Origin of the sequence: Telluria mixta (assembly GCF_029223865.1) — a bacterium.
GTDB lineage: Bacteria > Pseudomonadota > Gammaproteobacteria > Burkholderiales > Burkholderiaceae_D > Telluria > Telluria mixta.
Window position 1 is genome coordinate 4,843,388 of the sequence record NZ_CP119520.1, and the last position, 12,997, is coordinate 4,856,384.

Annotated in this window: 9 protein-coding genes and 1 riboswitch; of the genes, 8 read left to right on the plus strand and 1 reads right to left on the minus strand. The window is 67.5% G+C overall.

Features of this window, described 5'->3' with window-relative positions; translation table 11 throughout:
- Positions 1-14: 14 nt before the first annotated feature.
- Positions 15-100, minus strand: a riboswitch (glycine riboswitch).
- A gap of 134 nt (positions 101-234) precedes the next feature.
- A complete protein-coding gene (locus P0M04_RS21615) occupies positions 235-792 on the plus strand; it encodes an ATP-dependent Clp protease proteolytic subunit (RefSeq protein WP_259447073.1) in 558 nt (185 codons plus the stop codon).
- Positions 793-857: 65 nt separating this feature from the next.
- On the opposite strand, the gene P0M04_RS21620 is transcribed toward P0M04_RS21615, so the two are convergent.
- Positions 858-1,076 carry a hypothetical protein gene (locus tag P0M04_RS21620; protein ID WP_259447072.1) on the minus strand — a complete coding sequence of 73 codons (219 nt, stop codon included), beginning with the start codon at positions 1,074-1,076 and terminating at the stop codon, positions 858-860.
- Positions 1,077-1,394: 318 nt separating this feature from the next.
- On the opposite strand from P0M04_RS21620, the gene P0M04_RS21625 reads away from it, so the two are divergent.
- The 7 genes from P0M04_RS21625 (at position 1,395) to def (ending at position 12,995) form a co-directional block, all read left to right on the plus strand.
- Entirely contained in the window at positions 1,395-3,710 is a 2,316-nt protein-coding gene (locus P0M04_RS21625) for a DUF1631 family protein (RefSeq protein ID WP_259447071.1), read from the plus strand.
- Positions 3,711-3,741: 31 nt separating this feature from the next.
- Positions 3,742-4,410, plus strand: coding sequence for a phosphatase PAP2 family protein (locus P0M04_RS21630; RefSeq protein WP_259447070.1), 669 nt, complete (start codon positions 3,742-3,744; stop codon positions 4,408-4,410).
- 94 nt (positions 4,411-4,504) lie between these two features.
- Positions 4,505-8,029: a chromosome segregation protein SMC gene (gene smc / locus P0M04_RS21635; protein ID WP_259447069.1), complete on the plus strand. Its 3,525-nt coding sequence runs from the start codon at positions 4,505-4,507 to the stop codon at positions 8,027-8,029.
- Positions 8,026-9,204 carry a cell division protein ZipA C-terminal FtsZ-binding domain-containing protein gene (locus tag P0M04_RS21640; RefSeq protein WP_259447068.1) on the plus strand — a complete coding sequence of 393 codons (1,179 nt, stop codon included), beginning with the start codon at positions 8,026-8,028 and terminating at the stop codon, positions 9,202-9,204. Before smc ends, P0M04_RS21640 begins: the two co-directional genes overlap by 4 nt.
- 7 nt (positions 9,205-9,211) lie before the next feature.
- Positions 9,212-11,554: an NAD-dependent DNA ligase LigA gene (gene ligA, locus P0M04_RS21645; protein WP_259447067.1), complete on the plus strand. Its 2,343-nt coding sequence runs from the start codon at positions 9,212-9,214 to the stop codon at positions 11,552-11,554.
- 17 nt (positions 11,555-11,571) lie between these two features.
- Entirely contained in the window at positions 11,572-12,462 is an 891-nt protein-coding gene (gene galU / locus P0M04_RS21650; protein ID WP_259447066.1) for a UTP--glucose-1-phosphate uridylyltransferase GalU, read from the plus strand.
- Positions 12,459-12,995 (plus strand): peptide deformylase, encoded by a 537-nt coding sequence (gene def, locus P0M04_RS21655; RefSeq protein WP_259447065.1) that lies wholly within the window; start codon positions 12,459-12,461, stop codon positions 12,993-12,995. The genes galU and def overlap by 4 nt, the downstream gene beginning before the upstream one ends.
- Positions 12,996-12,997 lie beyond the last annotated feature (2 nt).

The following is a 12,997-nucleotide window of genomic DNA, read 5'->3' on the forward strand; positions in this document are numbered from 1 at the left end:
GCGCGTTGCGCAGCAGCCCCTGACCGGTCCGGTTGCCTGAGAGTTTTTGGGTAATGCCCCTTCGGCGGCAGCCTGCGCTGCGCTCTCCCGGTCAAGACTGCGAAGTCTATGTCAGTGGTGACGGGAAGTCAATCCAGCGGGGGAGGGTGCACACGATTGCCATGGGGCATCATCGGCCTGCGGACGTGTTTTGTTACACTTGCCTTACGACCCTTGTGACAGAAGAGACCCACTATGAGCGAAGATCAAGCAAAACAGAAGGAAGGGTACTTCACCCTGTCCGGCGACGTGAACAGCGACATGGTGCATCGCGTCTTCGAGGCGGTGGCCGGCATGAACGACGACGGCGTCGAGACCGCGCACATGCTCCTGCAATCGAACGGCGGGTATGTGAGCGACGGCCTGTGCCTGTACAACTTCCTGGCCAATGCCCCCGTCAACTGCATCATGTACAACGGCGGCGCCGTCGCGTCGATCGCGGTGATCCTGTTCCTGTCGGGTAAGCAGCGCTATGCGAGCGAGACGGCGCGCTTCATGATCCACAAGTCGCACGCGACGGCCTCGCCCGGCTCGCGTCCGGATGCGCTCAACATCATCGTCGAGGGCCTGCGCGCCGACGATGCGCGCACGGAATCCATCCTGCGCAAGCACATCGAGCTGACGCCCGAGCAGTGGGGCATCCACCAGTACGGCGACCTGCACCTGAACGCGCGCGATGCGAAGGCGGCGGGCATGATCGACGACGTGCGCGATTTCGCGCCGCCGAAGGGCTCGTACCTGCGCAACATCTGATAGACAAAGAGCCTGTCGCGGTCGTCCCGCGCCAGGCTCTTTCGACCTTCCGAAAAGCGCTGCGATCAGCGCTTCTTGTCGTTCTTGTGGCTCTGACGGCCAGCCTCGGCATGCTGCTCCGGGGTGCCGCCGCGGGTGCCGCCCGAGTCGCCCGAACGCGAGCCCGAACCGGAGCCCGACTGCTTGTTGCCGTCGTTCTTGTGGCTTTGCTGGCCAGCCTTGACGTGTTGCTCGTGGGAGCCGCCCTGGTTACCCGAGCGCGAAGAATTCTTGTTCGAAGCCATGATCATTCCTTTCAATAGTGGAGATGTTCTGCTTACCGAAGCGATTTCGGTAGTGCAATGATGCGAGCGCGGCAATTGAACGGGTATCGGATCATCTCTTGAGCGTTTGTAGGACTGCATGCATTTAGCTAGCAATAATTTTCTACGCAAACACGCAATTCGCATATTCTTATTCGCTGGCAACCGAATCTTGCGACGCAACATAGTGTTTTACGTCGACTATTTGGCTCGTCAATAGCATATGCATTTTCGTTGATGTAGCGCCGGCGCATCGATTTCTATTGCCACTTGGAAATTATGTGCCAAAATAGAGCTACCATGTCTTCCAGTCCCGTCCAGACTCCGGCCGCACGCAAGGCCGCGTCGTCGCAGCAGGCGACGCTGGATGCGCTCGCCGGTATCGCGGACACCCATGTCAAGGAACAGCTGACCGCGATGACGGGACGCATGGCCGCCGCGCTGGCCGATCTGACCCGCCACGCCGGCGACCCGCAGGACGTCCAGCGGCGCGTGAAGGCGGCCCGCCTGCTGAAGGACAATGCGTATGCCTTCTTCCACCTGGCCTCCAGCGCGATCGGCCTGGCGGTCCGCCGCGAACTCGACCGCCTGGCGCCGCAGGCCGCGCCGGCCCGCATGGCGGCGTCCCTCGACCTCGTGCCGCTGGAAGAAATCGACACCCGCCTCGCACTGGGTGCCCTGGCCCGTCCCTTCGAGATCCGATACGCCGACCAGCTCGCCACGCTGGCCGTCCGCCTCGGCATGCTGCTTGGGCGCGGCGTGCTGCGTGCCGACAGCAATCCCTTTCGCCCCGACGTCTTCCTCGGGGCCATCGACGAGGCGTGGCGCGAGTTCGAGCCGGAAACGGATGCCCACGGCCTCATCCAGCCCCTGCTGCGGCCGGACATCGTGTTCGACTTCGCCCCGCTGTTCGACGCCCTCGTGGCCGCGTTGCGGAAGGAGGGGCAGCCGGGTTCCGTCGACGCTTACCGTATCCAGAAGACGGATGACGGCGCCGCCGCGAAGGCGGCCCGCGCCGGCCAGCGCGCTGCGCTTGCCGAACAACTGCGCAAGCTGTTCGGCGACGACGGCGGCGAGGATGGCGTCCCGCTGATTCCCGATCTGCCCACTTTGCCGTCCAGCGGCGGCGGCTGGCGGCCCAGCGGGGCGGGTGCGTTTGCGGCCACGCCGGTCAAGGAGCAGGCCGCGCAACCTGCTGCAGCGGGCTTCGCGGCCCCGTCCGCAGCAGTTGCTCAATCCGCTGCCCATCCCGGCTGGTCGGCCGCCGTGCAAGGCACGCTGGCCCAGCTCGGCGGCACGGCGCCGCTGCTGGACCTGCTGGCGCGCATCGAACCGGCGCTCGCGGAAGGGCCGGCGGCCGCCGCCGCGCCGCACAACGTGTTCTACCTGCCGCGCCTGAAGCAGAGCCTGCCCCAGGGCAGCCTGCCGCGCCGCGACGAACGTACGCTGGACCTGTTGTCGCGCGTGTTCGAGACCGTTTTGCTGGACGACAGTATCCCACCGCGCACGCGCGAACTGCTGCAACTGTTGCAGGTGCCTGTGCTGAAGGTGGCCCTGCTCGACAAGAATTTTTTCTTCGAGCAAGACCATCCGGCCCGCCGCCTCGTCGACCTGATGTCGCGCGTCGGCTGGGAGCAGAGAGAGGATGCCGACGACCCGCTGTTCCAGACGATGCGGCGCAGTGTCGAGCGCGTCGGCGCGGCGCAACCGGAGGCATTCGCCAGCGCCGTCGCGGAGCTGGAAGCGGGCATCGCGGCCGACGAGACGGCGCAGGAAGCCGTGCTCGCCGCGCCCGTCGCCAGCGCGCTGAAGCGGGAAAAGCACGAGGTCGCAGCGCGCCAGGCGCGTGACGCCGTCGCGCTGCGTGTGAACGCCGGCGACGTCGGCGAGGTCGTCGGCGGCTTTCTCGAACAGCGCTGGACGACCGTGCTGACCTTCGCCTGGACGATTGAGGATGCGCGCCCAGGCGCCGTCGACAACGCCACCCGCGCCATGGACGACCTGATCTGGAGCGTCAAGCCGAAGGCCACGCCGGAACAGCGCAAGGCCCTGATCGCCCGGCTGCCGCGTCTGCTCCAGACGCTGAACAAATGGCTGGATGCGATCAAATGGCAGGATGCCGAGCGCCTGCAATTCTTTGCCCGCCTGGCCGAATACCATGCCGCCATCGTGCGCGCGCCCATCGAGCTGTCGCCCGAACGCCAGCTGGAACTGGCTGCGCAGGCCGCCCAGCAAGACGCCTTGCGCAAGGTTGAGATGGAAAACGCGGCGGTGGAACAGGCGGCGGCGCGCGCGGCCGAGGTGTCCGCCGTCGACGGCCTGGAGCGCGGCATGTGGCTCGAATTCCGCGTGGTCGAAGGCGCGCGCAAGGTCAAGCTGGCGTGGGTCAGTCCGCTGCGCACGTTGTTCATCTTTTCCGGGGCGGGGCGGCGCGAAGCGTTCTCGCTGCCGGCCGACAAGCTGGCCGCGGCCCTGAGCGACGGCAGCGTGCGCGTGCTCGCCATCGACGGCGTCGTGGGGCAGGTGCTGTCCGACGCGATGGCGCAGGGCGCCGTCAACGACGCATCGATCGCGGCGCCCGTCCGTGTTGGTACGCATCCGGCTGCCGGGTTATAGTCGAGCCGTCCCGGTTCCTCATCCCCAAAACATGCTCTGGTGGTCCCATCTCTCGGCGCTGGGCGGCCTCAACGTCACGGCGCTGCTCGCCGTCGGCGTGGCGGCCTGGCTCGTCGGTGCGCGTTGCTGGCGCCTGGCGCTCGTCTGGTGCGGCGTGTTCGGCGGCGCGCTGCTCGTGGCGGCCGCGAGCCAGGTCGCATTCATCGGTTGGGGCATCGGCATCCGTTCGCTGTCGTTCACGGGCTTTTCCGGCCATGCGGCGCGGGCTGCGGCCGTGTTTCCCGTTGCCTTGTTCCTGCTGGTGGAGCGCGGTTCGCCGCGCCTGCGCCGGGGCTCGGTGGCGGCCGGCAGCCTGCTCGCGGTGGCGGTCGCGCTGGCGCGGGTGCAGGTCGGCGCCCATTCCGCCAGCGAAGCGCTGTCCGGCTGCGTACTCGGCCTGGGCGCGGCCGCGCTGTTCCTCGCGCGTGCCAGGGCCGCGCAGGACTGCTCGCCGCAGCCGCTGCTGCTGGGCCTGCTCGCGGCGACGATCCTGCTGCCGCGCGCCGATCCCGCATATTCCCACCAGTGGCTGACGGCCGCCGCGCTGAAACTGTCCGGGCGCGACCGGGTCTACCTGCGTAACGACTGGCAGCCGGCGCAGGGGCCGTACGTCCCGCCATGCGCGCCGGCCCGCGTACGATTCAGCATCCTCTGTACCTGACCCCGCGCGCGCGACGGCTAAAACTTGGCCGAAAAGCAAGGCGCAGATGGTATGATGCAGCCTTTATCGACTTCTCCCCATACCGTAAGCGAACGTGCGTCTATCCTCCATCAAATTGTCGGGATTTAAGTCTTTCGTCGATCCCACCAATTTCCAGGTGCCGGGGCAACTGGTCGGCGTGGTCGGCCCGAACGGATGCGGCAAATCGAACATCATCGATGCCGTACGGTGGGTGCTGGGCGAATCGAAAGCGTCCGAGCTGCGCGGCGAGTCGATGCAGGACGTGATCTTCAACGGGTCCACCAACCGCAAGCCGGCCGGGCGCGCGTCCGTCGAACTCGTGTTCGACAACAGCGCGGGCAAGGCGGCCGGGCAGTGGAGCCAGTACGCCGAGATCGCCGTCAAGCGCACGCTCACGCGCGACGGCACGTCGACCTATTACATCAACGGCCAGCCCGTGCGCCGGCGCGACATCCAGGACATCTTCCTCGGCACGGGCCTGGGGCCACGCGCCTACGCCATCATCGGCCAGGGCATGATTTCGCGCATCATCGAATCGCGTCCGGAAGAGCTGCGCGTCTTCCTCGAAGAAGCGGCCGGGGTCTCGAAATACAAGGAGCGCCGCCGCGAGACGGAAAACCGGCTGTCGGACACGCGCGAGAACCTGCTGCGCGTCGAAGACATCCTGCGCGAGCTGAACGCCAACCTGGAAAAGCTGGAAGCGCAGGCCGCCGTCGCCAACCGCTTCCACCAGCTGCAGGCCGACCAGGAAGAGAAGCAGAAGCTGCTGTGGCTCCTGCGCCGCAACGAGGCCAAGGCCGAGCAGCTGCGCTGGTTCCAGGAGATGGAGCAGGCGCAGACCGGGCTGGAAGAACAGAATGCCAGGCTGCGCAACCTGGAACTGGACCTCGAGCGCATGCGCCAGGCGCACTACGAGACGGGCGACCGCCTGCACGTCGCGCAGGGCGCGCTGTACCAGACCAATTCCGAGATCGGCAGCCTGGAAGCGCAGATCAAGTTCGTCGTCGAGTCGCGCACCCGCCTGCAGAACCAGATCGGGACGCTCACGGCCCAGCGCGAGCAATGGCTGAACCAGGCCAACGAGACGCAGGAGCAGATCGAGGAAGCCGAGTTCCGCCTCGAGGAACTGGCCGCGCGCGTGGAAGGCGCGCAGATCGCGGCGGAGGTGCAGAACGAGCGCCTGCCGGACCTGGAAGCGGCGTGGCGCGAGGCGCAGAACAAGTCGACGGAGTCGCGCGCGCGCATCATGCAGATCCAGCAGCGCATCGAGCTGTCGTCCGCGCACCAGCGCAACGCGTCGAACATCCTCGCGAGCCTGGCCACGCGGCGCGAGCGCCTGCAGCAGGAACGCGGCGGACTCAATCTGCCGGACGCCGGCCACCTCGACAACCTGCGCATGCAGCTGGAAGAAAAGCAGCTGCAGCTGGAAGAACAGAACCTGATGCTGGAAGAGGCGGCGAGCCGCCAGGAAGCCGTCGAGCAGGAGCGGCGCGAGGCGCATGCGCAGGTCCAGCAGGAGACGGCGTCCAACGCCAAGCTGGAAGCGCGGCTCACGGCGCTGCGCCAGCTGCAGGAGCGCGTGCAGACGCAGGGCAAGGTGCAGCCGTGGCTGCAGAAGCACGAACTGGATAAACTGCCGCGCCTGTGGCAGAAGCTGGATATCGAGACGGGCTGGGAAACGGCGCTGGAATCCGTGCTGCGCGAGCGCACGGGCGCGTTGGAAGTGTCGAACCTCGACTGGGCGCGCGGTTTCTTCGGCGATGCGCCGCCGGCCCGGCTGGCGCTGTATTCGCCGGCGCCGGGCAGCGCGGGTGCGCAGGATCATCATGGATTAAAACCCTTCGCGAGCCTCCTCAAGCTGAACGACCCGGGCCTGCGCGGCCTGCTGGACGACTGGCTGACCGGCGTGTACGCGGCCGACGATCCGGGCACGGCGCTCGCGCAGCGCGGCAAGCTCCCGCAGGGCGGCTGCTTCGTCACGCCGCAGGGCCATATGGTGACGGCATCGAGCGTGCGCTTCTACGCGGCCGACGCCGAGCAGGACGGCGTGCTCGCGCGCCAGCACGAGATCGACAACATCGGCAAGCAGTTGCGCGCGCAGGCCCTGCTGCTGGACGAGGCCCGCACGCGCGCGACCCGCGCCGACGCCGCCGTGTCCGACCTGCAGCGCCGCCTGCAGGAAGGCCGCCAGAAGGTCGCCACCTTGCAGCGCGAAGTGCATGCGCTGCAGATCGACGTGGTGAAACAGGCCGAGGTCGAGTCGCGCTTCAACCAGCGCAGTGGCCAGATCGCGGCGGACCTCGACGAGATCGCCGCGCAGGAAGCGGAGCAGCGACAGGCGAAGGCCGAGGCGGAAGCGCAGTTCGAAGAGCTGGACATGGAACTGGCCGAGCTGCAGGGCGCGCACGAGGATGGCCAGGTCGAGTTCCAGGAACAGGAACGCGTGCTGGCCGAAGCGCGCAACCGCCTGCGCGACCTGGAACGCGCCGCGCAGGAAGCCGTGTTCGCGGAAAAGACGCAGCGCACGCGCATCGAGGAATTGCGCCGCACGATCGCGACGGCCAACCAGCAGGCCGCGCAAGTCCTGGAAAGCATCGGCGCCGGCAAGCTGGAACTGGAAGCGCTGGAATCCGGCGCGGCGGCGGAAGGCTTGCAGGACCTGCTGGCGCGCCGCACGGAACAGGAAAAGGCGCTGGCCGATGCGCGCCACGAACTGGACCAGCTCACGCAGCAGCTGCGCGCGGCGGAAGAAGCGCGCATGGCGGCGGAGCGCGGCCTGCAGCCGCAGCGCGAGCGCATCACCGAGATGCAACTGAAGGAACAGGCCGCGCGCCTGAACCAGGAACAGTTCGCGGAAGCCCTGTCGGCCACGGGTGCCGACGAGGCGGCGCTGTCGGAAAAGCTCGATCCGGAGCTGAAGCCGGCGTACCTGCAGGGCGAGGTCACGCGCCTGACGAACGCCATCGCGTCCCTCGGTGCCGTCAACCTCGCGGCGGTGGAAGAGCTGGCGCAGGCGACGGAGAGGAAACGCTTCCTCGATGCGCAGAACAACGACCTGCTGGAGGCGATCAGCACGCTGGAAGGCGCGATCTCGCGCATCGACCGCGAATCGCGCGACCTGCTGCAGGACACCTTCGACCGCGTCAACCTGCATTTCTCGGAACTGTTCCCGATCCTGTTCGGCGGCGGGCAGGCCAAGCTCGTGATGACCGGGGACGAGATCCTCGACTCGGGCGTGCAGGTGATGGCCCAGCCGCCCGGCAAGAAGAACGCGACGATCCATTTGCTGTCCGGCGGCGAGAAGGCGCTGACGGCGACGGCGCTCGTGTTCTCGATGTTCCGCCTGAACCCGGCGCCATTCTGCCTCCTCGACGAGGTCGACGCGCCGCTGGACGACGCCAATACCGAGCGCTTCTGCCGCATGGTGAAGCGCATGTCGGACCATACCCAATTCCTCTTCATCTCGCACAACAAGATCGCGATGGAGATGGCCAACCAACTGATCGGTGTGACGATGCAGGAGCAGGGCGTGTCGCGCATCGTGGCGGTGGACATGGAGTCCGCCGCGAATTTCGCTACTGAGGCACAAGCAGCATGACAGACTTTCAAATGAGCCTGATCGCGGCCGGCGGCGTTTTCGTCGTCGGCGTCATTAGTTACAACAAGTGGCAGGAGTACAAGGCCCGCAAGAGCGTCGAGCGCGCGTTCTCGCACGACCACGACGACGTGCTGATGAAGGGCGGCTCGCCCGAGCGCGCGGAACCGCACGTCCAGCGCCACGAGCCCATCCTGGACGGCGCCCCCGCGCCCGACCACGACGTCCTGATCGAGCCGAGCATCGTCGCCGAGCCGTTCCAGCACGCCGCGCCGGGTGCCGCACCCGCCGCCGCGCCGGTGCCGGCTGCCGCCGCCGCCCTCGACCCCGTCGCCGAGCTGCCGGCCGTGAAGCCGGACACGCCGCCCGCGCAACTGGCCGAGAACCTCGTCGACCCGCTGATCGACTGCCTGATCCCGCTGAATTCCGAAGGCCCGCTGCGCGGCGACCGCATCCTGCCTGCACTCCTCAAACTGCGCCGCGTCGGCAACAAGCCCGTGCACTTCGTCGGCCTGGCCGTGAACGGCGACTGGGAGCCGATCGTGCATGGCGGCGTGTACACCAAGCTGCAGGCCGGCGTCCAGCTGGCGACGCGCACGACGGCGCTGAACGAACTGGAATACTCCGAGATGGTGACGCGCCTGCGCGCCGTGGCCGACGAGATTGGTGCCGAGCCGGAAGTGCCGGACATGATCGAAGTGATGAGCGAAGCGAAGACCTTGCACCGCTTCGTCGCCGGCCACGATGCGCAACTGGGCGTGAACCTCGCGTCGAAAGGCGCGCCGTGGGCGATGGCGACCCTGATCGGCGCGCTGGAAAACGCCGGGTTCGACGTGCGCCCGGACGGCAAGTTCGTCATGCTGGACAAAGAGGAGGGCGGCGGCACCTTGTTCACGCTGTCGACCAACGTCACCCTGGGCGCCGACACGACGTCGCGCCTGACGCTGCTGCTGGACGTGCCGTGCGTGGCCCCGGCCCGCGACGGCTTCGGCAAGATGGTCGCGTGCGCGAAGGACCTCGAGCAGCGCCTGGATGCCGCCATCGTCGACGACTTCGACCAGCCCCTGACGGATGCGGCGCTGGAAGAGATCGCGGGCCAGGTGCGCGAGTTCTACCAGGAGATGGACGCGGCCGACATCGCCGCCGGTTCCACGCGCGCGCTGCGCCTGTTCAGCTGAGGTGAGCATGGCCGACCTGGAACGGATGGCGTGGCTCGTCAAGGAACTGAACCACCACATCTACAACTACCACGTGCTCGACGCGCCGACGATTCCCGACGCCGAATACGACAAGCTGTTCCGCGAACTGCAGGACCTGGAAGCCAAGCATCCGGAAGCCGTGTCGGTGGATTCGCCGACGTCGCGCGTGGGCGCCGCGCCGATCCCGGAATTCAAGCAGGTCACGCATGCCGTGCCCATGCTGTCGCTGAACAACGGCTTTTCCGATGAAGACATCGACAACTTCGACCGCCGCGTGCGCGACGGCCTCGGCCACGCGCAGGTGCAGTACGCGGCCGAGCTGAAATTCGACGGCCTCGCGATGAGCCTGCGCTACGAGAACGGCGTGTTCGTGCAGGCCGCCACGCGCGGCGACGGCTACACGGGCGAGGATGTCACGGCCAACATCCGCACCGTGAAGGTCATTCCGCTCCGTCTGCGTGGTGACGACATTCCGGCGGTGCTGGAAGTGCGCGGCGAAGTCCTGATGTTCAAGGAAGACTTCGAACGCCTGAACCAGCGCCAGCGCGACGCGGGCCAGAAGGAATTCGCGAACCCGCGCAACGCGGCCGCGGGCAGCCTGCGCCAGCTCGACGCGCGCATCACGGCCCAGCGCCGCCTGCGCTTCTTCGCTTACGGCATCGGCCTGCTGGAAGGCGCGCCGCTGCCGGAATCGCACTCGAAGGCGCTGGACTGGCTCGACCAGCTCGGCCTGCCCGTGTCGAAGGAACGCGCTGTCGTGACGGGCTGCGAAGGCATGCTGGGCTACTTCCGCGACATCGGCGCGCGCCGCAAATCGCTGCCGTACGAGATCGACGGCGTCGTCTACAAGGTCGACCGCTTGTCGGACCAGCGCGAGCTGGGCTTCGTGTCGCGCGCGCCCCGTTTCGCGCTCGCGCACAAATTCCCGGCCGAGGAAGCGCTGACGACCGTGTCCGCCATCGACGTGCAGGTGGGACGCACCGGTGCGATCACGCCGGTGGCGCGCCTCGTGCCCGTGTCGGTCGGCGGCGTCACCGTCACGAATGCCACGCTGCACAACGAGGACGAGGTACGCCGCAAGGACGTGCGCGTGGGCGACACGGTCGTCGTGCGCCGCGCGGGCGACGTGATTCCGGAAGTGCTCTCGGTCATTCTCGAACGCCGCCCGACGCCGGTTCCACCCGTGTACGAACTGCCGAAGACGTGTCCCGTGTGCGGTTCGCACGTCGTGCGCGAAGAGGGCGAGGCCGTCGCGCGCTGCTCCGGCGGCCTGACGTGCGCGGCGCAGCGCAAGGAAGCGATCCGCCATTTCGCGGGCCGCCGCATGATGGACATCGAAGGCCTGGGCGACCGCTACATCGACAGCCTCGTGGAAGCGAACCTGATCCACGGCGTGGCGGACCTGTATCGCCTCACGCTGGACGACCTGTTGAAGATGAAGCGTCTGGCCGATGAACGCGACGGCACCACGCCGGAGACGGTCAAGCAGGGCAAGGTCGCGACGAAATGGGCGGACAACCTGCTGGCCGCCATCGCCGCCAGCAAGCACCCGCCGCTGGAGCGTCTGCTGTTCGCGCTGGGCATCCGCCACGTGGGCGAGTCGACGGCGAAGACCCTGGCCGACTGGCTCGGCAGCCTCGCGCTGGTCCGGCGTGCGCCGGCCGCGCTGTTGCGCGTGCTGCCCGACATTGGCGGCACCGTCGCGGAAGCCATTGCCGACTTCTTCGCGGAAGAGAAAAACCAGCAGGCGCTGAACGATTTGCTGGCGGCCGGCGTTGCGCCGCAGGGCGAGCATGCGCCGCGCGCGCAACTGCGCGAAAAGCTGGACGACGTGGGCCTGCTGGCCGCGCTCGGGATCCCGAAACTGACGGAGCCGCGCGCGCGCCAGCTGCTGGCCGACGGCCGCACGCTGGACGATCTCGCACACCTGAAGATCTTCAGCGTGTTCGGCCTGCCGGAAGGCGTCGTCACGGCGCTGGAACAATGGATGGCGGTGCCGGGCAACCGCGAGATGCTGGCGCTTCTTGCGGCGCTGCGCAGCGAGCTGCTGGCGCTGCTGCCGCAGGATGCCGTCGATGCCGCGGGTCCGCTGGCCGGCAAGACGTTCGTGCTGACGGGGACCCTGCCGACGATGTCGCGCGATGCCGCGGGCGCCCTGATCGAACAGGCGGGCGGCAAGGTGTCCGGTTCGGTGTCGAAGAAGACGTCGTACGTCGTCGCCGGCGCGGAAGCAGGCAGCAAGCTGGAAAAGGCCGAGCAGCTCGGCGTGACCGTGCTGGACGAAGCGGGCCTGCTGGCCCTGCTGGGCGCACAGAACTCAACTCAATAATCAGACGGAGCTTCACAATGACCGCAATCAAGAAAGCCGTATTTCCTGTCGCCGGCCTCGGCAGCCGCTTCCTGCCGGCCACCAAGGCGCAGCCGAAGGAAATGCTGCCCATCGTCGACAAGCCGCTGATCCAGTACGCGGTCGAGGAAGCGGTGGCCGCCGGCATCACGGAACTCGTGTTCATCACCGGCCGCAACAAGCGCGCCATCGAAGACCATTTCGACAAGGCCTACGAGCTGGAATCGGAGCTGGAAGCGGCCGGCAAGGAGGAACTCCTGAAGCTCGTGCGCCAGGTCATTCCGAAGAACGTCAACTGCATCTACATCCGCCAGCCGGCCGCGCTGGGCCTGGGCCACGCCGTGCTGTGCGCCCGTCCCGTGATCGGCAACGAGCCGTTCGCCGTGCTGCTCGCGGACGACTTCATGGACACGGCCGACGGCCACAAGCCGGTGCTGGCGCAGATGACGGACCTGTACGCGTACGAGAAGTGCAGCGTGCTCGCCGTGCAGGACGTGCCGCGCGCGAACACCCGGCAGTACGGCATCGTCAGCGCGCGCGCCTATCGTCCGGACCTGGAACTGGTCTCCGGCATCATCGAGAAACCGAAACCCGAAGACGCCCCGTCGACGCTGGCCGTCGTGGGCCGCTACGTGCTGTCCGGCGCCATCTTCGAACACCTGGAAAACCTGGGCACCGGTGCGGGCGGCGAGATCCAGCTGACCGACGGCATCGCCTCGCTGATGTCGCGCGAACGCGTCCTGGCGTACCGCTATGCCGGCACGCGCTACGACTGCGGCTCCAAGCTGGGCTACCTGAAGGCCACGGCCGCCATCGGCATGAAGCACCCGGAGACGGCCGAAGGCTACCGCGAATTCCTCACGCACCTGTGCGCGGACCTGCCGAAATGACGATCCGCGAGATTCTCAGGATGGGCGACCCGCGCCTGCTGCGCGTGGCGGAGCCCGTGCGCGCGTTCGACACGCCCGAACTGCACGCACTCGTTGCCGACATGTTCGAGACGATGCACGCCGTCGACGGCGCCGGCCTGGCCGCGCCGCAGATCGGCGTCAACCTGCAGCTGGTGATCTTCGGCTTCGGCAAGAACCAGCGCTACCCGGACGCGCCCGCCGTGCTGGAGACGGTGCTCATCAACCCGGTGCTCAAGCCTTTGTCCGACGAGATGGAAGAGGGCTTCGAAGGCTGCCTGTCCGTCCCGGGCCTGCGCGGCAGCGTGCCGCGCTACACGCGCCTGCATTACGAGGGCGTGGACCAGTACGGCAACCCGATCAGCCGCGACGTGGACGGCTTCCATGCGCGCGTCGTGCAGCACGAAGTGGATCACCTGCTCGGCATCCTGTACCCGATGCGGATCCGCGACTTTACCCGCTTCGGTTTCACGGAAGTGATGTTCCCCGACCTCGATCCGAAGGCCGACGATTGAAA

Coding starts and splice junctions, on each gene's coding strand:
- P0M04_RS21625 (WP_259447071.1), top strand. CDS start 1,395: ATGTCTTCCAGTCCCGTCCAGACTCCGGCCGCACGCAAGGCCGCGTCG.
- def (WP_259447065.1), top strand. CDS start 12,459: ATGACGATCCGCGAGATTCTCAGGATGGGCGACCCGCGCCTGCTGCGC.
- galU (WP_259447066.1), top strand. CDS start 11,572: ATGACCGCAATCAAGAAAGCCGTATTTCCTGTCGCCGGCCTCGGCAGC.
- P0M04_RS21640 (WP_259447068.1), top strand. CDS start 8,026: ATGACAGACTTTCAAATGAGCCTGATCGCGGCCGGCGGCGTTTTCGTC.
- ligA (WP_259447067.1), top strand. CDS start 9,212: ATGGCCGACCTGGAACGGATGGCGTGGCTCGTCAAGGAACTGAACCAC.
- P0M04_RS21620 (WP_259447072.1), bottom strand. CDS start 1,076: ATGGCTTCGAACAAGAATTCTTCGCGCTCGGGTAACCAGGGCGGCTCC.
- P0M04_RS21630 (WP_259447070.1), top strand. CDS start 3,742: ATGCTCTGGTGGTCCCATCTCTCGGCGCTGGGCGGCCTCAACGTCACG.
- P0M04_RS21615 (WP_259447073.1), top strand. CDS start 235: ATGAGCGAAGATCAAGCAAAACAGAAGGAAGGGTACTTCACCCTGTCC.